Source organism: Commensalibacter papalotli (ex Botero et al. 2024) (genome assembly GCF_947179115.1).
Classification (GTDB): domain Bacteria; phylum Pseudomonadota; class Alphaproteobacteria; order Acetobacterales; family Acetobacteraceae; genus Commensalibacter; species Commensalibacter papalotli.
In genome coordinates this window covers 62,366-88,275 of sequence record NZ_CAMXCI010000002.1, presented here as the reverse complement: position 1 = coordinate 88,275, position 25,910 = coordinate 62,366, and the positions used below count along the sequence as shown (strand labels likewise).

The 25,910-nt window shown below is 37.4% G+C and carries 24 protein-coding genes; 17 read left to right on the top strand and 7 right to left on the bottom strand.

Annotated elements, in window-relative coordinates:
* Nucleotides 1-24 precede the first annotated feature (24 nt).
* The 3 genes from dnaJ to grpE form a co-directional block, all read right to left on the bottom strand.
* Nucleotides 25-1,152 carry a molecular chaperone DnaJ gene (dnaJ, locus tag QMN76_RS05670; protein WP_034339810.1) on the bottom strand — a complete coding sequence of 376 codons (1,128 nt, stop codon included), beginning with the start codon at nt 1,150-1,152 and terminating at the stop codon, nt 25-27.
* Nucleotides 1,153-1,283: 131 nt separating this feature from the next.
* Entirely contained in the window at nt 1,284-3,203 is a 1,920-nt protein-coding gene (gene dnaK, locus QMN76_RS05665) for a molecular chaperone DnaK (RefSeq protein ID WP_282024200.1), read from the bottom strand.
* 228 nt (nt 3,204-3,431) lie between these two features.
* Complete coding sequence (gene grpE / locus QMN76_RS05660; RefSeq protein WP_034339815.1) at nt 3,432-4,055, bottom strand: nucleotide exchange factor GrpE; 624 nt, start codon at nt 4,053-4,055, stop codon at nt 3,432-3,434.
* Nucleotides 4,056-4,331: 276 nt separating this feature from the next.
* Between grpE and QMN76_RS05655 the strand changes: the two genes are divergently transcribed.
* The 15 genes from QMN76_RS05655 (at nt 4,332) to QMN76_RS05590 (ending at nt 20,094) form a co-directional block, all read left to right on the top strand.
* Nucleotides 4,332-5,045, top strand: coding sequence for a response regulator transcription factor (locus tag QMN76_RS05655; RefSeq protein WP_034339818.1), 714 nt, complete (start codon nt 4,332-4,334; stop codon nt 5,043-5,045).
* A gap of 115 nt (nt 5,046-5,160) precedes the next feature.
* Entirely contained in the window at nt 5,161-6,879 is a 1,719-nt protein-coding gene (locus QMN76_RS05650; protein ID WP_408869459.1) for a stimulus-sensing domain-containing protein, read from the top strand.
* Nucleotides 6,880-7,189: 310 nt separating this feature from the next.
* Complete coding sequence (locus QMN76_RS05645) at nt 7,190-8,026, top strand: OmpW/AlkL family protein (RefSeq protein WP_034339822.1); 837 nt, start codon at nt 7,190-7,192, stop codon at nt 8,024-8,026.
* 18 nt (nt 8,027-8,044) lie between these two features.
* Nucleotides 8,045-9,406, top strand: a complete 1,362-nt coding sequence (gene hemN, locus QMN76_RS05640; RefSeq protein WP_282065833.1) for an oxygen-independent coproporphyrinogen III oxidase — start codon at nt 8,045-8,047, stop codon at nt 9,404-9,406.
* A gap of 18 nt (nt 9,407-9,424) precedes the next feature.
* Nucleotides 9,425-10,075: a hypothetical protein gene (locus QMN76_RS05635; RefSeq protein ID WP_034339826.1), complete on the top strand. Its 651-nt coding sequence runs from the start codon at nt 9,425-9,427 to the stop codon at nt 10,073-10,075.
* A 109-nt stretch (nt 10,076-10,184) separates the two neighbouring features.
* Complete coding sequence (locus QMN76_RS05630; protein ID WP_282024206.1) at nt 10,185-11,822, top strand: electron transfer flavoprotein-ubiquinone oxidoreductase; 1,638 nt, start codon at nt 10,185-10,187, stop codon at nt 11,820-11,822.
* 40 nt (nt 11,823-11,862) lie between these two features.
* Nucleotides 11,863-12,612 (top strand): electron transfer flavoprotein subunit beta/FixA family protein, encoded by a 750-nt coding sequence (locus tag QMN76_RS05625; protein ID WP_034339832.1) that lies wholly within the window; start codon nt 11,863-11,865, stop codon nt 12,610-12,612.
* A gap of 2 nt (nt 12,613-12,614) precedes the next feature.
* Complete coding sequence (locus QMN76_RS05620; protein WP_282024208.1) at nt 12,615-13,562, top strand: electron transfer flavoprotein subunit alpha/FixB family protein; 948 nt, start codon at nt 12,615-12,617, stop codon at nt 13,560-13,562.
* A gap of 253 nt (nt 13,563-13,815) precedes the next feature.
* Nucleotides 13,816-14,709, top strand: coding sequence for a metal ABC transporter solute-binding protein, Zn/Mn family (locus QMN76_RS05615; RefSeq protein WP_282024211.1), 894 nt, complete (start codon nt 13,816-13,818; stop codon nt 14,707-14,709).
* Entirely contained in the window at nt 14,706-15,461 is a 756-nt protein-coding gene (locus QMN76_RS05610; RefSeq protein WP_282024212.1) for a metal ABC transporter ATP-binding protein, read from the top strand. Before QMN76_RS05615 ends, QMN76_RS05610 begins: the two co-directional genes overlap by 4 nt.
* A gap of 27 nt (nt 15,462-15,488) precedes the next feature.
* Nucleotides 15,489-16,307 (top strand): metal ABC transporter permease, encoded by an 819-nt coding sequence (locus QMN76_RS05605; protein ID WP_282065822.1) that lies wholly within the window; start codon nt 15,489-15,491, stop codon nt 16,305-16,307.
* A gap of 196 nt (nt 16,308-16,503) precedes the next feature.
* A complete protein-coding gene (locus QMN76_RS11015; RefSeq protein WP_408869458.1) occupies nt 16,504-16,719 on the top strand; it encodes a T6SS amidase immunity protein Tai4 family protein in 216 nt (71 codons plus the stop codon).
* A gap of 246 nt (nt 16,720-16,965) precedes the next feature.
* A complete protein-coding gene (rapZ, locus tag QMN76_RS05600) occupies nt 16,966-17,916 on the top strand; it encodes an RNase adapter RapZ (protein WP_282024213.1) in 951 nt (316 codons plus the stop codon).
* Nucleotides 17,917-17,956: 40 nt separating this feature from the next.
* Nucleotides 17,957-19,531, top strand: coding sequence for a bifunctional phosphoribosylaminoimidazolecarboxamide formyltransferase/IMP cyclohydrolase (gene purH, locus QMN76_RS05595; RefSeq protein ID WP_282024215.1), 1,575 nt, complete (start codon nt 17,957-17,959; stop codon nt 19,529-19,531).
* Nucleotides 19,532-19,548: 17 nt separating this feature from the next.
* On the top strand, nt 19,549-20,094 hold the full coding sequence (locus QMN76_RS05590; protein ID WP_282024216.1) for a hypothetical protein: 546 nt from the start codon (nt 19,549-19,551) through the stop codon (nt 20,092-20,094).
* Nucleotides 20,095-20,215: 121 nt separating this feature from the next.
* On the opposite strand, the gene QMN76_RS05585 is transcribed toward QMN76_RS05590, so the two are convergent.
* Nucleotides 20,216-20,785 (bottom strand): DUF4385 domain-containing protein, encoded by a 570-nt coding sequence (locus QMN76_RS05585; RefSeq protein WP_282065820.1) that lies wholly within the window; start codon nt 20,783-20,785, stop codon nt 20,216-20,218.
* 87 nt (nt 20,786-20,872) lie between these two features.
* On the bottom strand, nt 20,873-21,508 hold the full coding sequence (locus QMN76_RS05580) for an FMN-dependent NADH-azoreductase (protein ID WP_282024220.1): 636 nt from the start codon (nt 21,506-21,508) through the stop codon (nt 20,873-20,875).
* Nucleotides 21,509-21,693: 185 nt separating this feature from the next.
* Between QMN76_RS05580 and QMN76_RS05575 the strand changes: the two genes are divergently transcribed.
* Nucleotides 21,694-21,918, top strand: coding sequence for a hypothetical protein (locus QMN76_RS05575; protein ID WP_282024222.1), 225 nt, complete (start codon nt 21,694-21,696; stop codon nt 21,916-21,918).
* A gap of 530 nt (nt 21,919-22,448) precedes the next feature.
* On the top strand, nt 22,449-23,174 hold the full coding sequence (locus tag QMN76_RS05570) for a hypothetical protein (RefSeq protein ID WP_282024224.1): 726 nt from the start codon (nt 22,449-22,451) through the stop codon (nt 23,172-23,174).
* On the opposite strand, the gene QMN76_RS05565 is transcribed toward QMN76_RS05570, so the two are convergent.
* Together QMN76_RS05565 and QMN76_RS05560 are read right to left on the bottom strand one after the other, a co-directional pair.
* Nucleotides 23,171-24,676: a replicative DNA helicase gene (locus QMN76_RS05565; protein ID WP_282024225.1), complete on the bottom strand. Its 1,506-nt coding sequence runs from the start codon at nt 24,674-24,676 to the stop codon at nt 23,171-23,173. The two genes, QMN76_RS05570 and QMN76_RS05565, sit on opposite strands and share 4 nt — an antisense overlap.
* A gap of 70 nt (nt 24,677-24,746) precedes the next feature.
* Nucleotides 24,747-25,892, bottom strand: coding sequence for an AGE family epimerase/isomerase (locus QMN76_RS05560; RefSeq protein ID WP_282024227.1), 1,146 nt, complete (start codon nt 25,890-25,892; stop codon nt 24,747-24,749).
* Between the last annotated feature and the right edge of the window lie 18 nt (nt 25,893-25,910).

The following is a 25,910-nucleotide window of genomic DNA, read 5'->3' as shown; positions in this document are numbered from 1 at the left end:
AAACTTTCATATTAAGAAATAGAATTAAGATTTACCCTCAAAGAAATCTCTAACCTTGCTAAAGAATCCCGATGTTTCTGGGCTGCCGTGATCGTGTCCGTCTTGAGATTCATTTTCAAATTCTTCAAGAAGTTCTTTTTGACGTTTCGTAAGGTTTTGAGGCGTTTCAACTTTGACCTCAATATACATATCACCACGAGAAGAAGATCTTAATACAGAGAACCCTTTGCCACGGAGGCGAAATTGTTTGCCAGATTGTGTTCCTGTTGGAATTTTAACTTTGGTTCTGCCGCCGTCAATAATGGGAACTTCAATTTCTGCCCCCAATGCTGCTTGGGTCATTCTTACAGGAATACGACAGAAAATTGTTCCACCATCACGTTGAAATATTTCATGCGGTAATACACTCACATGAACGTATAAATCACCAGGTGGGGTGCCATTGCTGCCGGCTTCACCTTCACCAGCGATGCGGATTCGGGTTCCATCTTCAATTCCTGCTGGAATATCAATTTCAAGCTCTTTTTCTTGACTTTCCAAGCCAGTACCTTGACACTTTTTACAAGGGTTGCTGATGACTTGACCTGATCCATGACAGGTATGACATGGGCGTTCCACAAGGAAGAAACCTTGTTGAGACCTGATTTTCCCAGCACCATGACATGTCGGACATGTTTTACTACCTTGATTTTTATCTTCTGAACCCGATCCATCACAGCTTGAACAAGATTTCTTGCTTTGATATTTAACTGTTTTCTTTATACCTGAAAAAGCTTCAGTCAGTTGAATTTCTGTTTGAACTTGAATATCTGCCCCAGTGCGTCTTTGTCCTTGACCACCACGGCGCATCCCCATCATGTCGCCAAACATATCAAAGATATCACCAAAACCACCCGCGCCAAAACCACCAGCACCAGGTCCACCATTTTGGAAAGCATCATGACCATATTGGTCATAGGCAGCCTTTTTTTGCTCGTCTTTTAAAATGTCATAGGCTTCGTTAATCTCTTTAAACTTAGCTTCTGCTTCTGGATCCCCTTGGTTACGATCGGGATGATATTTCATTGCCTTTTTACGATAGGCCTGTTTTATTTCTACTTGGGTCGCAGTGCGGCTGATTTTCAGCACTTCATAATAATCACGTTTAGACATTGATACTCTCAAAACAACTTATTTTGGTGTATAATAAATTAGCCCGCCTTCGGAAAGAAGCGCGGGCCTCAAATTAATTTAAGATATATATATAGCTATATATCTTATTTATTTAGATACCTGCGAAATGATCAGGTAGACTTTTTATCGTTATTGCTGACATCTTCAAAGTCTGCATCAACAACATTTTCTTCAGGTTTTTCAGAATTTTCTTGGTTGCCTGCTGAACCCGCAGCATCAGCACCGCCAGTTGCTTTGTAAATTGTTTCACCAATTTTCATTAATAGTTGAGAAAGCTTTTCTGTTGCTGCTTTAAGTTCAGCGACATCATTGGTTTCTTTTTTGCCTTTAACATCAGCAACAGCAGTTTCAATTTCTGTTTTTGTTGCGTCATCAAGTTTATCACCATGTTCTTGTAGATTTTTCTCTACTTGAGCAACCAATGAATCTGCTTGATTGCGGGTTTCAACCATTTCTTTTTTGGCTTTGTCTGCATCAGCATTTGCTTCTGCATCTTTAACCATGGTTTCAATATCCGCATCTGATAAACCACCAGAAGCTTGGATTTTAATTTGTTGTTCTTTACCTGTTGCTTTGTCTTTTGCAGATACAGAAACAATACCGTTCGCATCAATATCAAATGTTACTTCAATCTGAGGAACGCCACGAGGTGCAGGGGCAATACCTGTTAAGTCGAAGTTACCTAGCAATTTATTGTCGGCGGCCATTTCACGTTCGCCTTGACATACGCGAATGGTAACAGCGCTTTGGTTGTCTTCAGCAGTAGAGAAAGTTTGGCTTTTCTTTGTTGGAATCGTTGTATTTCTGTCGATTAAACGGGTAAATACACCACCCAAAGTTTCAATACCCAAAGATAGTGGGGTAACGTCTAATAAAAGAACGTCTTTAACATCACCTTTTAATACCGCACCTTGAATAGCAGCTCCAATAGCAACAACTTCATCAGGGTTTACGTTACGTGCAGGTTCTTTACCAAAGAATTCTTTAACGGTTTCAATAACCTTAGGCATACGGGTCATACCACCCACCAAGATTACTTCGTCAATACCACCAGCAGATAATGCAGCATCTTTCAATGCAGCTTTACAAGGATCAAGTGTTCTTTTGATTAAATCTTCAACCAAGCTTTCTAATTTTGCACGGCTTAGTTTAAGTACCAAATGTTTTGGTCCAGAAGCATCAGCAGTGATAAATGGAAGGTTGATTTCGGTTTCTTTAGATGAAGATAGTTCAATTTTAGCTTTTTCAGCAGCTTCTTTTAAACGTTGAAGTGCGAGTTTGTCGCCACGAAGATCAATTCCTTGTTCTTTTTTGAATTCATCTGCAAGGAATTCAATAATACGAGAATCGAAATCTTCACCCCCAAGGAATGTGTCACCGTTGGTTGATTTAACTTCGATCACACCGTCAGAGATTTCCAAAACAGAAATATCAAAAGTACCACCACCCAAGTCATACACTGCAATGGTGCCACTGTTTTTCTTTTCTAACCCATAAGCCAATGCAGCAGCTGTTGGTTCGTTAATAATACGAAGAACTTCTAGTCCTGCGATTCTGCCAGCATCTTTGGTTGCTTGACGTTGTGCATCGTTAAAGTAAGCAGGAACGGTAATAACAGCTTGTGTAACTTTTTCACCAAGATAAGATTCTGCTGTTTCTTTCATTTTTCCAAGAATGAATGCAGAGATTTGTGATGGTGCATATTTTTTGCCGCGTGCTTCAACCCATGCGTCGCCATTGTCGCCTTTGACAATGTCATAAGCAACGAGTTTTTTATCGCGTTCTACTAGTTTATCGTCATAACGACGACCAATTAATCTTTTTACAGCATATAAAGTGTTTGTAGGATTGGTTACAGCTTGTCTTTTTGCAGATTGACCAACCAACATTTCGTCACCTTCAGTGAAAGCAACCATTGATGGGGTTGTACGTGCGCCTTCGCTGTTTTCGATAACTTTTGTTTCATTCCCTTCACGGATTGAAATACAAGAGTTTGTTGTACCTAAATCGATACCAATAACTTTACTCATTAATAAGCTCCTTTTAGCAACTTTTATAAGACCCGAAGCGTCTTGCAAAAGTCCTTTTTTTTAAAATATTATCACTACTATGATCTCCCAATTTTGGCTAAGCCACAGGAGTGATATAAACTATAAATATGTATCCTTGAGTTTTGATTCAAGGAAAAATTATCTAATACTATATTATACATAAAACTTTCATTAAGTCAGCAACTTAATCAAAGTTAATATCAGTTTTTATTCTTTTTTCTCGCCTGCTTTGGATACAATAACCATTGCGGGTTTTAATAGACGGTTATTTAATGTCCATGTAGGCGTCCAGCTTTGTATAACAGTTCCCGCGGGATGCTCATCAGAAGGTTGTTCTGCCATAGCTTGATGTTTGTTGGCATCGAATGCAGCCCCAGTTGGATCTTCATATTTAATACCATTTTTTTCTAGGACTTGAAGAAATGAACGTTCTGTGCTTTCAAAACCTTCACGCATTTTGGTAAGAATTGGATCCTCGTCTTCCGATTTTGGAGGAAGGCTATCGATGCCACGGCGTAGATTTTCAGCTGCCTCAACAACGTCACGAGCGAATTTCTGCACTGCGTATAAACGTGTATCTTCGAGCTCTTTTTTATGGCGGTTGCGGAGATTTTGGTTTTCTGCTTCTGAACGCAACCAGCTGTCTTTGGCTTCTTGTAATTCAGTTTGCAGTTTTTCAACTGGATCTATTTCAACAGCAACATCCTCGGCAGCGTTTTTTGTTTCTGTGGAGGTTTGATTAAAAATGCTTTCATGTCCAGAGGACACATCTTCTTGTACAGAGCCATTGCTAGCCTCTGTTTCATTTTTTTCATGTTCTTGTTGTGTCATAATAATTTATGTACTTTTGTTGTTAACATTTATGATAAAAACAAGCTCTTATTTTTCATAACAAACTTGCAGATAATTTAGAATCTAAAACTATCATACTTCTATTTTAATAAAATTTATAAAAGATAACAAGGAATTCAAATAAGAATTACAATATGCTGACCAAGTTAAATGGTTTTTATTTTAAATATATATGGTAATTAGGGCGTAATGCGTATTTTTTGCCATTATTGGTTTGTATATATAATTTTGATTTTCATGAATGGAGTAATCGATATGGAAGCAGGAAAATATGTGATTGCGTTAGTAGATGATGATCGCAATATTTTAACCTCTGTCTTTATGATGTTAGAAGCTGATGGTTTTGCTGTGCAAACATATACAGATGGTGAAAGTGCTTTGCAGGGGTTATTGTCACGCCCTGTAGATTTGGCCGTCCTAGATATTAAAATGCCTCGTATGGATGGAATTGAACTTTTACAAAGACTTCGTAATCGTTCTCAAATGCCAGTGATTATGTTGTCTTCTAAAGATGAAGAAATAGATCAGCTAATGGGTTTGCGTTTGGGTGCTGATGATTATATTACCAAACCTTTTTCACAACGTTTATTATTGGAACGTATCCGAGCGTTATTAAGGCGTAATGATGTAAATAAAATAGAAGTAGAAGGGGGAGGTGCTGCCAATGGGATGGTGGTGCGCGGATCTTTGACTTTGGATGATTTGCGTCATCAATGTCGTTGGAATAACGAAGATATCCAATTAACCGTTACCGAGTTTTTGTTAACCAAAGCGCTGGCGATGCGTCCTGGTTTGGTTAAATCAAGAGACCAGTTGATTGATGCTGCTTATGGTGAGAATATTTATGTTGATGATCGGACCATAGACAGTCATATTAAACGGATTCGTAAGAAGTTTCGTCAGGTTGATTCTGAGTTTAATAAAATAGAAACATTATACGGTATTGGATATCGATATAAGGAAGACTGATCAATAAGTCAGGTCACTTTAATTAAAGATGAAGCATATTTTTTCCTGTTTAAGGCGTGATAAAGCGGATTTAACCTCTAAAATAAATTATAAAGCACGCTTTTCATCCCTTTTAATGCGGCGCATTTTATTGGTTAATGCTCTGCCATTGGTCGTTTTAGTAGCAACACTCCTTTATTTAAATCAATTTCAAAATAGCCTTTTGGAAACAGAAGTTACAGCATTGCGAGAGCAAGCGAAGATTTATGCTGGTGCCTTGGGACAAAGTGCAACGCGTAAAATTAAAGATCAAATGATCTCTGAGGGTGGTTTTGAGGTGATGTTTACCCAAAAACCAATAGATATTCATTTTTTATCTGTTGAATTGGCACGGCCTCTGTTGTTAAGCTTGACAGAGCCAAGCCCTAATGTCCGTGCACGCGTTTATGCCCCAGATGGTCAGTTAGTTGTTGATAGTGGTGTTGAAGGTAAGGAGAAACAATATTTATATAAACAGGGAGCGCAATCATCTTTACCCTCTTATAATAAAAAATATAAAAATGAATTTCATAAGGTAAATACAGAGAATGAGAAGGTAATTAATACACGATATGATACTGTGTTGGAAAAGGTTTATACTCATTTATTAAGTTGGATGCCCTATTCTGGAGAACGGAAAATTAAGAATTTGTCAGTGAATGCTGACCCAGAGGCTGTACCCAATGCTGTAAAAAAATATTTACAATTTACAAATGATCCTAATAGTCAAGAAATGCCCCCTTATATTCGTAGGGCTGTGGATCATCGTTTATTAATTACGATTTCAGAGCCTATTGTACATCAAGGAAAAACGGTTGGAATTATCCAGTTAACCAGAGAGGCAACCAATGTAGATAAGGCTTTATTTGCAGTTCGCTCTTCAATTTTAGTTTTATTTTTACTTGCCTTAGTCATTACCGTTTTAATGTCTTGGTATTTGTCGCTAACGATCGCTAGGCCTTTATTGGTTTTGGCTATTGCAACGCACAGAATGCGCGATTCTGTTCGTCCAACAGGTATGGTTCCTCAGCAGCTGTTAAGTCGAAAGGATGAAATTGGTGATTTGGCCAGGGCATTACAGGATAGTGCTAAGGCCTTATGGACTAGAATGGGGGCTATTGAACGATTTGCAGCAGATGTCAGTCATGAGTTAAAAAACCCTCTATCTTCGATTCGATCTGCTATAGAGTTATTACCCAGAATTTCTGATCCAGAGCATAAAAAGCGTTTATTTTATGTGGTTCGTGATGATGTGAGTAGATTAGATCGTTTAATTACAGATATTGCCAGTTCTAGTCGCATTGAAACAGAAATGTCTCGTACGACTCCAGAGGCTGTTGAAGTGATGCCAATTTATAAATTATTATCCGAGTTATATGAGGCAACATATAAACCAAATGATCCCCATATTATCGTTGAAATAGATTCCGATCCTCATCAGCAAAATTTAAAAGTATTAGCAGTGGAAGACCGATTAGTACAAGTTTTGCGTAATCTTATTGGAAACGCAATCTCGTTTTCCCCTCCTAATGGTTTGATTTCTTTGTCAGTTAAAGCAACTAAGGATCGGGTTGAGTTGATTGTAAGTGATCAGGGGCCTGGTATTCCAGAAAATAAATTAAATAGTATTTTTGAACGGTTTTATACAGAACGTCCAGAGGGTGAAAATTTTGGACAACATTCAGGGTTGGGGCTTTCTATTTGTAGACAAATTGTTGTTGCATTAAAAGGAACGATTCAGGCGCACAATCAACATGATGCGCAAGGAAAAATTGTTGGTGCTCGTTTTATTGTTTCCTTGCCTAGGGTGATATGATAAATATATCACGATACAATGTGGGTTAATGGTGTAAATAGGATACATTTTTTTCGATTCGTTTTGCGCTTTATATATTTTGAAAACATGCATTAAAAATGCTTTAAAAAATTGATTTTTTTTGTTTTTTTTGCAGTTTTCAAGGGGTGCTCTAGGAAAGTAGTTTTTCTAAATTTGAAAAACAGTTGTTTTTAAGCAACATGTTTTTTTGTTGAAGCTGAATATGAGTTTTTTTGATTGATTAGATAGCGACTAGATTTTATTAAAAAGAGGTATAGTTCCTTTGCTAAGTCAGTAAGGTTTTTCGAATATGAAAAAGTCATTAAGTCGTATCGCTATAGCTGCTGCTATGCTTGCTCCTGCAGCAGGTTATGCGCAAAATTACTCAAATACAAATTTGGGTCCAGCTGTTAACCAAGCACAAAATTCAGCATCAGTGCCAATGGTGAGAGAAGAAATTTGGGCATCAGGTTGGAGTGGAAAAGTCCAATATCGTGATGTTCCAATGTATAAAACACCAAAAGCACCAAAGCCACATTGCGGTGTGTTTCAAACTTGTCCTGGTGTAACTAAAATTGGTCTTGGAAAGGGTGACTTTATTGTACGTTTAGGCGCATTAGCAACAATTGCTAATAACACAAGCAGCCGGACTTCAGTTGGTGGACGTGTTACAGCATCTAACGGCGTAATGGCAGAATTAAGTGCAAATTACTTTGTTACTGATAACTTAGCTTTTGAATTGATTGCATCTAGTACTCGCCACAGTATCTGGGCCAAAGGAACAGCTGCTGGAGATGTTCATGTTGGTAAAGCATGGGTTCTTCCTCCTACACTTACTGCACAATGGCATTTTCGTCCACATAAAGCATTTAATCCATATGTTGGTGTTGGCTTAACGGTTGCTTTCTGGCATAATATTAAACCAGGTGGTGGCATTGTTCAAAAATTGGGCATGGAAACCACGGTTGGACCATCTTTCAATGTAGGGTTTGACTATCAACTTGTTGGAAACTGGTTCTTTAATGTCGATGCAAAACAAATGTTGTTAAATCAACGTGCGCATCTTAATGACAGTCCAGGCAGAATTGATGCTCGTACTTCTTTGAACCCTACAGTGGTTAGTGGGGGTATTGGGTATCGCTTTTAACCATTTGCGGAGTTCGGAATGACAAAGGGTGTTTCCTTTGACCGTCTTGCGCGGTACGAAGGAAATCTACCGCGATATACAAGTTATCCAACAGCTGTACAGTTTACAGAAGCTGTTGGATTTAACCAATATAAAGAATGGTTACAGGCTCTTCCAGAGGGGGAGCCTGTTTCGTTGTATTTACATGTTCCTTTTTGTGATGAGCTATGTAAATTTTGTGCTTGTAACACACAAGTCGTTCATCAAGAGTTGGTGCGTAGTGCTTATGGTGATTTGTTGTGTGAAGAGCTGAAACGACTGGCGGGGTTGCTTCAAGCGCGTCGTTCAGTAAGTTTTATTCATTTCGGGGGCGGAACTCCGACAACATTACCTATGAATGCAATGAAAAAGGTAATGCAAACAATATATTCTTTATTCGACATTCAAAAAAATGCTGATATTTCAATTGAACTTGATCCTAGGCATGTTTCTGTCGAGTATTTTTCCATGTTGCATCCTTTGGGGTTTACCAGAGTCAGTTTTGGTGTGCAGGATTTAGATCCCAAAGTGCAAAAAGCCTGTGGACGTATTCAAAGTAAAGAGTTAACCGCGCATTGTATTAAGGTTGTACGTCAGAATAATATTCAGTCTGTGAATGTTGACTTGATATATGGATTGCCTAATCAAACAGTTGAAAGCTTGCGGGCAACGATTCGATCAGTTGTGGAGTTGAAACCAGATCGATTGGCTGTTTTTGGGTATGCTCATGTGCCATGGAAATTTAAGCGACAAACATTATTGGAAGGTGACGTGCTACCTGATAGTGTTGAGCGTTTTCAACAGCGTCAAGTTATTGATGAAATTTTGCAAGGGGCAGGGTATCAAGTGATTGGTTTGGATCATTATGCTTTACCTCACGACTCGATGAGTATAGCTGCTGATAAAGGCACTTTGCATCGTAATTTCCAAGGATATACAGTTGATGATGCACCTGCTTTATTAGGTGTTGGGGCTTCATCAGTATCGATTGTTCCTCAGGGGATTGTGCAAAATCATTCAGCAGTAGCGATGTATCAAAAAGCAATGACCCAAGAGGGGCTTCCTGTAGCGCGTGGCTTGAAGCGTGATGAAGAGGATTTGCTGCGTTGGCACGTTATAGAAAGATTAATGTGTGATTTGCATATTGATTTAGAATTAGTAACGCGGCAATATAATAAACCAGAGCATTTTTTTGATGAAGCAATTGCCAAATTAAAACCATTTGAAGAAGATGCTTTAGTAAAAATCTCGGGCTATAAGATTATAGTAACAGAAGAAGGGCGCTGTTTCTTGAGAAATATAGCGGTTGTTTTTGATACTTATTACCGTGTTGCTCCACAACGCCATGCCCAAGCAATATAAGTTCAAAGGGATGTTTAAATGAGTATTCAAAATAGCGATGCTGGTCAGTTTGTGCGCCATTCTATTGGACAAGCATCAGAATATACAAAACCTTATAAACACTGGTTATTAAAGGATGTATTGCCTGATTATGTTTGTGATTCTTTGGTTGAATGGATGCCTGATGCCAAGGCTGTATCGGGGGATATTCAGGGGCGACGTGAAAATAACAATCAAAACCGTGTGTTTGTAAATTCACAAAAGCAGAAAGAGGATCAACGTTGTGCAGCATTAGCACAAGCTTTTGAAGCTCAAGAAACAAGAGATCTTTTTACGCAAATGACAGGGGCTGATCTTACTGATACTTGGTTAAGGCTAGAGCTTTGTTTGGATAAAGAGGGGTTTTGGTTGGAGCATCATACAGATATTGGTGCCAAGAAACTAACTTTTCTGGTTTCTTTATCTTTAGGAGAAGATGCTGAAAGTTGGGGTACTGATATTATGAATGCTCAAGGAGATTCATTGGCTCGAAGCTCTGGCAAATTCAACTCAGCCTTTCTTTTTATTCCAGGAAAAGATACATGGCATGGGTATCAAAAGCGCCCTATGAGTGGTATTCGTCGTACTTTGATTATAAATTATGTATCTCAAAGCTGGCGAGCCAAGCATGAGCTTGCATTTAATTATTGATTTTAGAAATAATTTATATTTTTATTAGTTTTTTTTATATTTATATTAAAAGTTGTGTCATAAATTCCTATAATATTTATGGTTATGGCAGAAAATAGGATAAAGAAGCATGAGTAATATCGCACGTGAACAAATGGAGTTTGATGTTTTAATTATCGGGGGTGGCCCAGCAGGACTATCTGCGGCTATTCGATTAAAACAATTGGCACCGTCTGTTGAAATTTGCTTGATTGAGAAAGCTTCTGAAATTGGTGCGCACATTGTTTCGGGCGCTGTTCTTGAACCAACCGCGTTAAATGAATTATTTCCAGATTGGAAACAAAGAAATGCTCCATTAGATACACCAGTTAATCATGAGCGTATGTTTTACTTATCTAATGAAGAGAAATCGACAGCCATACCTATTATTAAACCATTGATGCCAGCGATGAATAATCATGGTAATTTTATCGTAAGTTTGGGTGATTTTTGTCGTTGGCTTGCCGCTCAGGCAGAGGAATTAGGGGTTGAGGTCTTTCCTGGATTTTCTGGCCGGGAACTTATTATTGAAGATGACAAAGTTGTTGGTGTCATTACAGGGGATATGGGCCTTGAGAAAGACGGTAGTCAAGGATCGAATTTTGAACCAGGAATGGAATTGAGGGCTAAATATACGATTTTTGCAGAAGGATGTCGGGGATCTTTATCAAAAAAATTAATGGATCAATTTAAATTAAGACAATCTGTTGACCCTCAAACCTATGGAATTGGGATTAAAGAGTTATGGGAAATTCCTGAACACAAGCACAAACCAGGGTATATACAACATAGTTTTGGTTGGCCATTAGATGATCTTACTTATGGTGGGTCTTGGTTGTATCATTTTGGTGATAATCTTGTTTCCTTTGGTTTTGTGGTTGGGCTTGATTATAGCAATCCTTGGTTATCTCCATTTGAAGAAATGCAACGTTCTAAAAACCATCCTGTGATTAAATATCATCTAGAGGGAGGAAGAAGGATCAGTTATTCTGCTCGTGCATTATCTGAAGGAGGATTACAATCCGTTCCTAAACTCTCTTTTCCAGGGGGATTGCTGGTTGGTGATGCAGCTGGTTTCTTAAATGTACCTAAAATCAAGGGTACACATACGTCTATGAAGTCTGGAATGGTTGCAGCAGAAGCGATTGTTGAAGCGTTGACTACACAAGAAATAGAGCCAATCTCTTACCAGTTTCGTATGCGAAAATCATGGGTTTACAAAGAGTTACATCAAGTCCGTAATATTCGTCCTGCTTTTGCTAAGTTTGGCGCAAAAATTGCGACATTATATACAGGTTTTGATTCTATGGTTCGTGGTAAGGTTCCTTGGACGTTCCATCATCGTTTAGGGGATAATGAAAAACTAAAGGCAGCCTCTTTATGTCAAAAAATTGAGTATCCTAAAGCAGATGATGAATTAACATTTACCCGTGAATCATCAGTTTTTTTGGCTAATATTGATCATCGGGATAACCAGCCAGTACACTTAAAATTAAAAAATATGTCAATTTGGAAAACAGTGAATTGGGAGACTTTTAAATCTCCTGAATCAAGATATTGCCCTGCAGGCGTATATGAGGCAGTAGATATTGATAAAGAACCTAAATTGCAAATTAATTCTCAGAATTGTATTCATTGTAAAACTTGTGATATTAAAGACCCCACACAAAATATAGATTGGGAAACGCCAGAAGGTGGCAGTGGTCCGAATTATCCAGGTGGAATGTAAGATTTTAATTTAGTTAATAATATCGTAACGAAAGGGTGTTATGAAAATATTAGTTCCGGTGAAACGGGTTGTTGATTCTAATATTAAACCGTTGGTAAAGTCCGACAATTCTGGTGTAGAGGTTGGTGGCGTTAAAATGTCCATGAATCCTTTTGATGAAACTGCGGTTGAAGAAGCAGTTCGCCTTAAAGAACAAAAAATTGTTTCTGAAGTTGTTGTTATCTCTATTGGAGAAGCCAAAAGCCAAGACACTTTGCGTACAGCGATGGCAATGGGTGCGGATAGAGGTGTTTTAGTTACTTCTGAAGATGCGCTAGAATCTTTGAGTGTTGCGAAAATTTTACAGCATTTTGTTACCAAAGAACAACCTGATATTGTTTTAATGGGTAAGCAAGCATCTGATGATGATATGAATGCGACTGGTCAGATCTTGGCAGCGAAACTTGGGTGGGCTCAAGGAACGTTTGTTAGTAAATTAGAGCTGTCTGAAGGTAAAGCGCAAATTACGCGTGAAATCGATGATGGCCAAGAAATTTTAGAGCTTGTATTACCAGCTGTAATTACAACTGATTTACGCTTAAATGAGCCACGTTTTGCATCTTTGCCGAATATTATGAAGGCAAAAAAGAAACCTATCGAGACCGTTGCTCTTGCTGACCTTGGAATTGATACAGCTGTTCGTCTAGAAGTAAAATCTGTAGCGGAATCTTCTTCTGTTCGTGAGGGTGTTATTGTTAGTTCTGTTGAAGAGCTTATGGATAAACTTCAAAATGAAGCAAAGGTAATTTAAAAATGGCTGTTTTAGTTTTATTAAGTTATGAAAAAGGCGATAAAATCCGCCCGATTAGCCGTTCTGCGATTACTGCTGCAACTCAGTTGGATACAGAAGTACATGCACTGCTTGTTGGTGAAAATCTAGAAATCTTATCTCAAAAAGCATCTCAGTTAAATGGTGTGCAAAAATTGCTTGTTGCAGAACATTCTGCATATGCGCATATGCCAGCAGAACCTGTGGCAAATTTGATTGCTTCAATAGCTGAATCTTATGAGTTTATTATTGCACCAGCAAACGCAGAAGGAAAAGATATTCTTCCTCGTTTGGCAGGTTTATTGGATGTCCAACCGATTTCTGATGTTGTAGAAATTATTGATACGTCAACGTTTGTACGTCCTATCTATGCAGGCAGTATACTTGCGACAGTAGCTTCTAAAGATGCTAAGAAACTTTTATCCGTTCGTGGAACGACTTTCGAAGCTGTTGCAGAAACAGGTGGCAGTGCTGTAGTTGAAAAAATTGAAAATTTACCACTTTCTGAAAAGCAACTTTCAATATTTAAAGAGTTAAAACTTTCTCAATCCGATAGACCTGAGCTTGAAGGTGCGCGCGTTGTTGTTTCTGGTGGCCGTGGAATGCAAAGTGCTGAAAATTTTGTATTGCTTGAAAAAATTGCCGATCAATTAGAAGGTGCGATTGGTGCTTCCAGAGCAGCTGTTGATGCAGGATTTGTCAGTAATGATTTCCAAGTTGGCCAAACAGGTAAGATTGTAGCGCCAGAGCTTTATATTGCCGTGGCGATTTCTGGTGCCATTCAGCATCTTGCTGGAATGAAAGATAGCAAAATCGTTGTTGCTATTAACAAAGATCCAGAAGCCCCTATGTTTAAAGTATCAGACTATGGTATTGTGGGTGATCTTTTTGAAATTTTACCTCAATTAGAGGCAGCTTTAAAAGCTAGATAATTTAATTCAAATACTTTTTTAGTTTAAAAAAAAGTATTTGAAAATAATAATAAGAATAGTTTAACCAGATTAAATTAATAAGGATATTCATTATGAAATGGGAACTAGAAATACCAAAGGATAAATATTATGTACCTGTTATTAATATTAAATGGCTTTTGATTTTGCATGGAATATTGATAGTTGTCCTTGGTTTAATGATGTGGGGTGCATGGAACCTAAACAGTTAATTTGAAGTCAAAGTTTAAGTAATATGTTTTTTTCTCAGTATCGAAAAATTATTCTGGCAGGAATTATAATATATAGCAGCTGTACAGCTGCTTATGCTGAACCAGTATCTAAAGTGCTTCATGTGATTGCAGCAGAGAATATGTATGGGGATATTGCTCAGCAACTGGGGGGCAAATATGTACAAGTTGATTCTATTTTAAACAATCCAGATCAAGATCCTCATTTGTTTGAATTAACCCCCAGTATAGGCAAGAAAATTGCTGATGCTGATTTGATTATTGTGAATGGGTTAGGTTATGATTCTTGGATGAATCGTTTATTAACAAAATATCATTTTAATCATCAAGATATTGTTTCCGTGCAAGCTTTATTAAACCGTAAAGAAGGTGATAATCCCCATTTATGGTATGATGTTGATGCAATTGATGCCTTGTCTGGGCGATTAGAGCAGCTTTATGTAAAACTTGAACCACATGAAAAGTTGGTTTTTGAAAGCAAATTAAGTTCTTTTCAAACTGATTTAAACAAAATCAAAGAGCGTATTGAGACTATTAAGCAAAAACACGTTCATATCAAAGTAGCAGCAACAGAACCTGTTTTTGGGCTAATGGCGCAAAAATTAGGCTTTGAGATGTTAGAAGAACCCTATCAATGGGTCGTAATGAACGGTGGCGAGCCAACACCAAAGCAGGTTGCTGGGTTTATTCAGGATTTAAAAACACATCAAATCCAAATTTTGTTTTATAATGAGCAAGTGGTTACCCCTGCAACGCAACAGTTAAAAAAGATTGCTATGGAAGCAGGCGTTGCTGTGGTTGGAGTTTCAGAAACAATGCCAGCGAATTTGACCTATCAGCAATGGATGAATCAGGTTTTGGATAAAGTAGAGGCTGCTTTAAAAAGTAAACATCCATGAATGTCATTGAATGTCAAAATCTTGATATTCGATTAGGGACACATTTAATTTTATCTAGGCTTAATCTGCAGATACAAGAAAATCAGTTTGTTGGTATTTTTGGCCCGAATGGATCGGGCAAGACGACTTTTATGAAAGCGTTATTAGGTATTATCCCGTGTTCCGAAAATAAGATTAAAATTCTTGGTAAAACACCTGTAAAAGCTAGGAAACAAATTGGATATATTCCTCAATATCGCGAGATGGAATCTTTTCGTTTAAAGGGAAAGGATTTTATTGCTACAAGTATTCACGGGCATAAATTGGGGTTGCCCTTTTTAACTAAAAAAGATTTATATCAAATTGATAATGTTCTCGACCAGGTTCATGCCAGAGACCTGGCTTTTACGCCGCTTTCTGAAATGTCTGGGGGGCAAAGGCAACGCCTTTTGTTGGCACAAGCATTATTAGGTAATCCTAAGCTTATTATTATGGATGAACCTTTTAGTAATCTTGACCCCAAGTGGGTGAAACTTATTTTATCTCTTATCAAAGAATTGCAAGCACAAAGAAAATTAACCATTTTACTGTCAACGCATGATTTAAACCCGTTAATGAAAATTATGGATCAAGTCATTTGCATTGGTAATCAACAGGCGGTCTTGGGGGATGTTGATCATGTGATGACTTCTGAGGTATTAAGTGGACTATATGGGTTTCCTATTGAGGTTGTTAAAACGGATCAACATCTTTTTGTAACAACATCCTGCTAATTTATTCATTTGAAAGTTTGTTCGAGGATGTTTTCTCTTGAGTTTATGCAAACTGCATTTATTGCATCTGGTATTGTTGCGATTATTTGTGGTTTGATTGGATATTTTTTATTAATTCGCAGAGAAGCCTTTGCTGGGCATGCATTGTCTCATGTTGGATTTGCAGGCGCAACGGGAGCAAGCCTAGTCGGGTTATCACCATTTCTGGGATTATTGTTATTTAGTCTGTGTGCAGGTGGATTAATTGGAGCCATTGGTCCGAAATTAAAAGATAGAGATATTGCTATTGGCTTAGTCTTATCAACTTCGATGGGGCTCGGGCTATTATTTTTGCATTTTTACACGCGATATGCCTCTCAAGTAACGGGGTTACTTTTTGGTAATATCTTTGCTGTTAATATACAAACGTTATATGGATTAATTATTCTAAGTATTATTTGTTGTATCGTTATGCTGTTTTTTATGCGCCCTTTGTTATTTGCATCTTTGCAGCCAGATTTGGCCGAAGCAAAAGGCGTTTCTTTGCGCTGTGTTTCTATTCTATTTTTAGCGTTGGTTGCGTGTGTTACGGCTGCATGTGTGCAAGTTACGGGGATCTTATTAACATTTTCCTTGATGGTAGGGCCAGCGGCGGTTGCGCGTCAGTTGAGCACAACGATTTGGCGAGGGATATTCCTGTCTATTTTTCTGGCGGTTGCAGAAGCATGGGGAGGGATTATCATGGCATGGATTACGGATTACCCTGTTTCTTTTTGGATTAGCTTATTAAGCTTTGTGGTCTATTTGGTTTCGTTGTTATTCAGTAAAAATTTATCTTTTTATAAGAAAATAAAACTAATTAACTAAGTATTATTTTGGGAGCTTAAGAGAAGAAAAAAATAACCCAAATTCATTATGACAAAGCAGATATTGGGTATCGTACCTATGGCTCTAATTTTAAAGATTATGCTTTGACTCTTTGTTTTCAAAAAGCATTTGGAAGTCGCGATCCTACTTTAAATGAGGACGCAAAAGCAACAACGGGTTTTTTTTAGAATTGTGGATGGATTATAATTTTGGGCAGCCCAATAAAATACAGGGAAAGCTAGACAAATTAATTGAAAACTATCTAAAACAAACTTATAAATCACAAATGCATCCAAAATCAAAATTATATATATTTAAATGTATGGATTTGTACCATAGTGACGATTTGGATCGATTAACCAAAGAGTTCGTAGCCCATTCCAATCGAACCTGTAAACAAGATCATCCCTAATATCCACATGAGTGGTAAATACAAATTAGATTTCTGTTACTTACGTTCTTATGCTCTGTTTCTATGATTAAAGCATAGTTCAATTAAGAGAGGAAACTCAACGTCATTAGAAAAAGCTGATATTCGTTACGAAGTGTTTAATGAAAGTTTTTTCAACTGATATTTTATAACTATTCTATTGTATCAGGACGTATTGTTGCTTAATATTACATTTTATTGATGTGTTACCAAGATCGATTTTTTCTGATGCAAGATGATGTGCTAAATACAAATATAATTAAACAGCCCGTAGTTTTCGTAACGGGTTTGTCTGGTGCTGGGAAATCGACCATTCTTCGTGCTTTAGAGGATTTAGGGTATGAGCTGGTTGATAATGCCCCTGTGCAGGTCATCAGCGATATAGTTGGCAAGGTCGAGGGACCCATTGTTATTGGCCTTGATTCCAGAACAAATGGTTTCGAGGCTGCTACCGTTATAGAGTTATTAACCAGATTACGATTAAATCCCTCTTTGCATATTCAATTAATTTACGCCACTTCTGAAACGGACGTATTATTACGCCGTTATACCGCTACACGCAGGCGTCATCCAATGGCAGCTGGTGGAACGGTCAAAGAAGGCATTGAAGCTGAAATTATATTGATGGAGCCGTTAAGGCAAGTGGCTGATTTAGTGATTGATACATCAGATTTGCCTCCATTTGAATTGAGGTTACTGGTAGAAACACGTTACAGTCTAGGGCGAGATAAAAATCAGGGACTTCTGACCTTAACTTTGATGTCTTTTGCATTTCCAAGTGGTGTTCCACGTGAAGCAGATATGGTTTTTGATGCTAGGTTTTTGCATAATCCATATTATATTCCAGAATTATCTAAAAAGACTGGACTGGATAAAGATGTTCAGGAATATGTAGAGAAAGATCCAGATTATCAAAAATATGTTCATCAGATTGACGAAATGTTGAATTTAATTTTCCCTCGTTTTGTTTTAGAGGGTAAAAAATATGCCACGATTGCAGTCGGATGTTCTGGGGGGCGGCATCGGTCTGTAACCATTGTCGAGGATTTAGCAGAACGCCTTGCTTATCCTAAAAAGGGTCAAGCGGGTTTACCTGTTTTGGTGATGCATCGTGAGTTAGCACGTCAAGGCGTTCAAACTTGGCGGTGGGTTGCTCGTCCACAAGAGCAAGTAATATAAGTTTTTTTAATTATTAATAAAATATTTTAGGGATTGAGTAATGGATCAAAAAGTTATTCCTGTTCGCCGTGCGTTAATTTCCGTTTCTGACAAAACAGGTTTACTTGAGTTGGCCAAAGCTTTGGCTGCGCAAAATGTAGAGATTCTATCTACGGGTGGAACGGCTAAGTCTATTCGTGATGCTGGAATTAGAGTGATAGAGGTTTCTGATTTTACAGGTTTTCCTGAAATTTTGGACGGGCGTGTGAAAACTTTAGTTCCTCAAATCCATGGTGGTTTATTGGGACGCAGAGATTTGCAAGATCATCAAGATCAAATGAAAGCACATGGTATTCTACCAATTGATCTATTATGCGTGAATTTATACCCGTTCGAAGCAACGGTTTCTTCTGGTGCGGGTGAAGAAGATGTGATTGAAAATATTGATATTGGTGGACCAGCCCTTATTCGGGCAGCTTCTAAAAATCATAGTCATGTTGCAGTGCTTACCGATGCAGCACAATATGGACCTTTTATTGAGAGTTTAACTAAAACAGGTGGATCAACTTTTGCACAACGTCGCGCATGGGCACAAGCAGCTTATGCCAGAACGGGTGCTTATGATGCAGCGATTTCTGCATGGTTTGCCAGAGAAGCCCAAGAGCAATTCCCAGAACGTGTTGTCTTTAGTGGTCAACGTAAAGAAGTGTTACGTTATGGTGAAAATCCTCATCAACAAGCAGCGTTTTATACAAATGATGAAAACCGACCAGGCGTTGCAACGGCAAAGCAATTACAAGGCAAAGAGCTTTCTTATAATAATTTAAATGATACAGATGCTGCATTTGAAGCGGTGTCAGAGTTTGATGAACCTTCGATTGTGATTGTGAAACATGCCAATCCTTGTGGTGTTGCCAGTGCCAAAACTTTGTCCGAGGCATGGGATCTGGCTTTGCGTTGTGATCCAGTATCTGCTTTTGGTGGCATCATTGCGATGAATCGTCCTTTGGATGCAGAGCTAGCTGGTAAAATTGTATCGATCTTTAGTGAAGTGATTATTGCACCGAAAGTGAATGCAGATGCATTAGCCATTTTATCCAAAAAGAAAAATGTTCGCGTGCTGGAAACTGGATCAATGCCTGATTCATTGGCACAAGGGGTGATGGTTAAAACATTGGCTGGTGGGTTTTTATTGCAAAATCGTGATAATGGTCGCCCTTCTGATTTCAAGGTAGTGACTAAAAGACAACCTACAGCCCAAGAAATGGAAGATATGATTTTTGCTTTCCGTGTGGGTAAACATGTAAAGTCCAATGCGATCGTGTACGTAAAAGATAAAGCAACGGTTGGGGTGGGCGCTGGTCAAATGAGCCGTGTTGATTCTGCACGTATTGCTGCACATAAAAGTGCCGAAGCTGCTGAGGCAGCTGGATTGTCCGAACCGTTGAGCAAAGGCAGTGTGGTTGCTTCTGATGCATTTTTTCCATTCGCAGATGGATTACAAGCAGCGATTGCTGCGGGTGCAACGGCAGTGATTCAGCCTGGTGGATCTATGCGCGATGATGAAGTGATTGCGGCAGCGGACGAAGCTGGAATCGCAATGGTCTTTACGTCTATGCGTCACTTCCGTCATTAATTTTTGGATATAAACTTATGAAACGCATGCTTTTTATTGTTTTATTAGCTTCTGTATTTGTCGGTCATTCTGTAAAGGCCAAAGAATATAAATTTACAAGCCAATTTACCCCATCAATGGTGCAATGGTCTAAAGGTTCTGGCACTGCGATGGTTGCTGGTATGGGAATTTATCGGGAAGTTGATGGAACGATGAAAAGCTGTGCGGGACAACAAATTACTTATTACCCTTATGATCCCTATATTATAGAATCTTTACAAACGAAGATACGAGATATCAAAAAAATTAAGAACTTTGATTCTCGTATGAATGACTATGCTTTTAAAGTGCCTTGTGATGTAAATGGAGATTTTAAACTAACAGGACTACCAGAGGGAAAATGGATTTTTGTCATGAATATCCCTGTGGTTAAAAATAAAGAGGATTACTCTTCTTATGACAAGTCATCTGATTTAACGAATGCCGCTGGTCAGGGTAATGGTATTTTATATCGTATTGTCAGTATAACTGCTGGAAAAGTAAATTCAGTTCAATTAGTGCAAGGCGATGTAGAAGAGCATTAATTTTTTATTGAATTATAGCGTATTTCGTATTTATTAGTTATCATATATAAAAGAATACGAAATTATTATTCTTTTAAAAAATATCTAAGAATATTATCATGAACGCTATGAAGTATTCGCACTAATAATCGTGACATTCTGATTTATTTTCTGTAAATCGTCTCAGAAAAACTTCCTTTAAAGCAAGATAATCGGGATTTGCGCGTGCATCGTCCCATTTTTGTTTGAAAATACGTGCAGCTTCTGCCTTTATCTTATCTTCGGAAGTTCTGGGGAGTTCTTGACGACCATGGGAACCACTTAGACCTTTTTTGTCTGTTGGTACGGGGCCATCATATTTTTCCCCCCCTTTATGGTTCGCGTAACGTCGAGCGCGCGTATAACCCATTTGTAAAAATTTTCTGGCCATATCAGCACCAACAAAATCTTGATTTTTAATATATTCCAAAAATAAATCGTAGATCTTATTACTACTTTCTTCTGCCTTTTCAACACTCGCAAAACGCCAATAAGGCAGTATTTCTGATTTATAAGGTTCAACAGATAAAACGCCCTGTTCTCCTTTACCTATACGATAAAGCTCTGGGTGTTCTTTAAAATTAATTTTTTCAAAATCTAAAGAGTAATCAAAGCTTTTACTCTGTACGCGACTTTTTTTTCGAGGAGGCTCAGAAAAATTTTCTTTAACCATAACCATTCCTTTTTATCAGCTTAATAATTAAGTTTTGATCCTTTTCAATGAAATATAACATATTGACCTTTTATAAAATCGTTTATTTTATAGTTCTGATGCCCACTTATGTGCAATATATGTAAGCTCTTCTTTTGCTCTTGCCAGTGCTTGGGTGCGAGCTTCTTGATCAGCAAATTGTAAAGGCTGTGCATTTACAAACTGAGGATTTTCTACGCCTAAAAATCCAAAAGAGGCTTTTAATACAGGGGTCATTGCATCCATATGTTGGAAATCACCTGAACGTAAATCAGCACCACGGGTGGTAATAAACAAAACTTTCTTATTTTTTAGTTTCCCTTGTGTTGTGCCATCAGGAAATAGGTCGTAGGTAACTCCTGTTCTGATAATGGTATCGATAAATGTTTTAAAAGTTGCAGGAATTGTCCAATTATACATAGGCATGGCACATACCAATGCATCGGCATCGATAACACGTTGGCACATAACATCAGAAGCAGCAAGGACTTGTTTCATTTCAGTCGTGCGCTCGTTTGCAGGTTTGTAAGTTGCGACAACAAACTCTGATGTCAGATGTGGTTGAACATCTTTTGTAAGGTCTAAATAATCTATATCAAGATCAATATTTTGTTGTTGTAACTGTTTTAAAAAAAATTGACCTAACATTCGAGAGTTAGATTTTTCGGCAATTTTAGCACTTGTATCAATATGCATAATTTTCATAAGATAATGCTTTCACAAATAGAGATAATTTAAATGAAACATAACTTACGTTTTTGTCAAAATAACGACGATATTCAAATATATTTTGTAGAAAAATGATATAGATGATGAATAACTCCGTTCTTAGTAAAGTTTATAATCACCAACTTCCAATATGGATTGTCTTTTGATAATGAATATCAAATATGTTTCGAACTAAGTATAAAGTTTCTCGTGCCATAGAGAAGAAAATTAAAAAGTTAGAAAAAGACTTTGGAATGATTTTTGAGAGTCCATATGTAAATTTTCTCAAAAAATTTAATGTGGTAGAATGTAATGAGGATTTTGCATTTCTCTTAAAAGAAAACCTTATAGCTGGGGAAAGCGATGTATCGATTGATATGTTTTTAGGGTTTTCTAAGGATGAATAAGAGGATTTATATTCTGTCAATTATGATTATCAAGATAAAATTCCAGAAGATGTTATGGCTATTGCATTGGTGAATGAGAGTGACTGGCTTTGTTTTATTCCAGTGGAAAGACTTATTATTGGGGTCATGAGGTAAATGATTTATATTTGGATTTAAAGCAACCAAATACTTATCTACCACACAATGTTGATTTAGTGCTGCTATCAGATACATTTGAACAATTTTTAGAGGGCGTATTTCATAAAGATATAGAATAAGAGGGCGATAATGATAATCTTTTTGAAGATATATCTTAACCTTTTTTGTTGAATCATTAGAGGCTTATTTTAAAAACCCGCATTTATTTTCGTACAATCAATCTTAAGAGACATCATTACAAAAGTTAAGGTTATCAGAAAAAGGTAGGAAAGTATTGACGTTATCGAAAGTAGAGAAATGAATTTAATTTTAAAACTGTAATAATAATACGTTACATCAACTCATTTGCTAATTAAAACTATTTCATAATTTAATTATATGGACGCAGTTATATGTATAGATTTAATGAGATTTGGGATATTTTAATAAAAACAGAGCCTTTTACTAATTTAAAAAAGCAACCATATTATCTCAAATGGTTATTAGGTGTTGCGGTATTGTTAAGTCTTATTGCGCTGGCCATAGCGGTGTTGCAATATTTATTTTGGCAAAGTCAAACCAATAATAAAATTTACACTGTTATCGTCCTAGGTATGAGTTATGTATTGTTTATTTATGTTGTTGTAGTTATTTTATTTGATAGCTTCAAAGAGTTCAAACAACTAAGAAAACAAAAGGTAAATTTTATATTTTTGTCTTCATATTATATACAATACTATGAAGATAGAGCTTTTGAGTTGTGTGAAAAGTATAAACTATATGAGCTTCAGTATGCTTTAAATAGAATACAAATTATTTTCCAAAGAGAAGAAAATAGAATTGATAATTATAATGTTGGTTGGCTAGGGTTTATCGCACCTATTATAACATTGTTGTTAAATAGAGATGTAATAACTAATTTGATGAATAATACAAAAGGAGGGTGGTTTATTATTTTAATGATATTTATATTGCTTGTTGTAATAAGCTTTATACTATTTGTAACTTTTGCATTTGCACGTTTTATGTTTAAGGAGAAGTTGAATCCATATAAATATAAGATAGCCATTTTAGAAATAGCTATCCTACAAAAAGAAACAGAAGAAAAAATGAAGAAAAAACGTTTTTATTTCTTCTAAAAATCATGAATATCATCAAGATCGCTAAAGCGTGTAAATTCTCCTTCGAAGAAGAGGTCAACTTTACCAGTAGGGCCATGACGTTGTTTTTCTAGGATTAATTCGGCTTTGTTATGAACTTTATTCATATCGGCTTGCCATTTTTCCAAAGCAATTTGATATTTATCTTCGCTTTCAAAAGCAATGGGTTTCGGCATGCGTTGCTGCAGGTAATATTCATCACGATAGACGAACATCACGGCATCGGCATCTTGTTCAATAGATCCAGATTCACGAAGATCAGAGAGTTGAGGGCGTTTATCTTCACGGTTTTCAACTTGTCGAGAGAGCTGTGATAAAGCGATGACGGGAATTTCAAACTCTTTGGCAAGAGCTTTTAACCCTTGGGTGATTTGAGATATTTCTAAAACTCGGCTTTCTGTGCGACTACCAATTGATGGGCGCATTAATTGAAGGTAATCGACGACAATGAGGTTTAGCCCTCTGGTTCGTGCCAACCTTCGGCATCGTGTGCGCATAACGGATAAGCTGATTGCTGGGGTATCATCAATATATAAAGGCAGTTGTGAGAGTTCACGACTTACGAGTACAAATTTATCGAATTCTTTTTGTCCAATTTCTCCACGACGAATACGCTCGCTAGAAACCCTAGATTCTTCGGATAAAAGTCGAGTGGCTAATTGTTCAGAGGACATTTCCAAAGAAAAAATAGCGACTGTACCAACAGGCTTATTGGCATTTTGTTGTGTTTCAGCATTTCGTAACAGGCTTTTGGCTGCATTAAATGCAATTTTTGTTGCCAAAGCCGTTTTGCCCATAGCAGGGCGTCCCGCAAGGATAATTAAATCAGCAGGATGTAATCCACCCGTTCTTTTATCAAGATCTTTTAAGCCTGTTGAAAGACCAGCCACACCACTGGAATTAGAAAAAGCATGATTGGCTATATTGATTGCTTCTGTCAGTGCATTTTCAAATGAAACAAATCCACCTTCTTGTCCTTTATGAGTAGCAAGCTTAAAAAGTTTTTCTTCACCAATAGAGATTTGATCAGACCCAGTCGCTTCTATATTGGATTCAAATGCACCATTGACGATTTCTTCACCAATATCGATTAACTGTCTTCTGATCCATGCATCATGAATGGTTTTCCCATAGTCTTTGGCATTAATAATACCCACCATAGATTTTAAAAGCTGTCCTAGATAGGCAATCCCACCGACCTCATCAAGAATGCCTGCATGTTCAAATTCAGCTTTTAGCGTAACAGCATCAGCAATTTGTCCAGCCTCAATGCGACGAACAATGGCATCATAGATTTTTCCATTAATGGGATCTGCAAAATGTTCGCTAATTAAAAATTCAGCAACTTTTTCATAGGCTTTATTATTGGTAAGTAACGCCCCTAGTAATGACTGTTCTGCTTGAATATTCGCAGGAGGAAGGCGTTGAGAAATGCCTAGTAGGGAAAAAGGAGACTCTGATTTCGATTCTATATTTTTCACGTTTTTATATTATCACTTTTTGGAATTATTGTCGGCTGTGAATTGTGGGGAAATCTGTGGATAATGTGGATTATTGTAAAGTGTGATGCAGTTGCACGTACCCACTGATAATATGATAAAAAGAGCTGGTTGGAATTTTATTATTTTTATAATCATAACAATGGGTTAGTTGGTCTTGCCATGTGCCATTTGGACAGTTTTTAAAATAGCGACGAAGTAAGTTATCTATGATTTTAGAGAGGTGTTGATAACTTTTTTCGTCATGCATTAAACTGGTAGCACGAATAGCTTCGGTTTGCACCCAAAGACGCGCAGATTTATTAACAGAAGTACCATCTTTTTGAACCTTATCTGCAACTAGCCCTGTTACTTGATCAACCGCATAATGCTCGTTAAAATAATACATTCTCTGCATTTCCGCGTCATGGTTGATACCAGTTAATCGTTTATATTCAGACAAAAGCCATATCCATTCATACTGATGGCCTGGTTCGACCTCTGTTGCGGGTGGGCAAGGAACTGGAGCCCAGTTCTCAACAAAATATTCCTCTAAAACACCAGATTGATGATTAAAGAATTTAGTTTTAAATAGATGGATGAGTTTATGCGCCATAATAAGGTCTTGCTCTGCACCTGTTGTTTCATACAGTGCCAAAGCAGCTTCTAGTAAATGCATATGTGGGTTTTGTTGCCTATATCCGTGAGTTAGAGGAATAATATTTTTATATCCTCCTTGGGGGTATGACATAAAACGTTCAATCCACTGAATTGTTTGACGGGCTTGTTGGATAGGGCGTTGATTATTGCTGAGACGAGCATACCAAGCCAAAGAAAAAATAGTAAAAGCTAGATCGTATAAATCAGAGGATGAATCTAGAACTTTTCCTTCACGAGTTAAGGTCTTGGCCCAATGGCCTTCGCCTAATTGAGCATTTTGCATAAAGTTATAGATTTGCTCGGTAATAGAATTTGCTTGTGTCCAACCCATTAAGGCACCTTGGGTAAAGCTATATAATTGACGAGCCTGAACACGGAGACGTTTATACCCAGGAAAATCAGGAGAGCCATCCATTTGTAGCTGTTCATGTGCTCCCCATTGAAACGGTTTGTATGAAGAGCCATCCCCACCAATTGTTCCCCAATAAGGAAGAGCAGAATCAAATAACCAACGAGTAAAAAGGTCATGTTGATAACGAATATGATGGGGAATGCTCATTTTTTTTCCATGATGTAT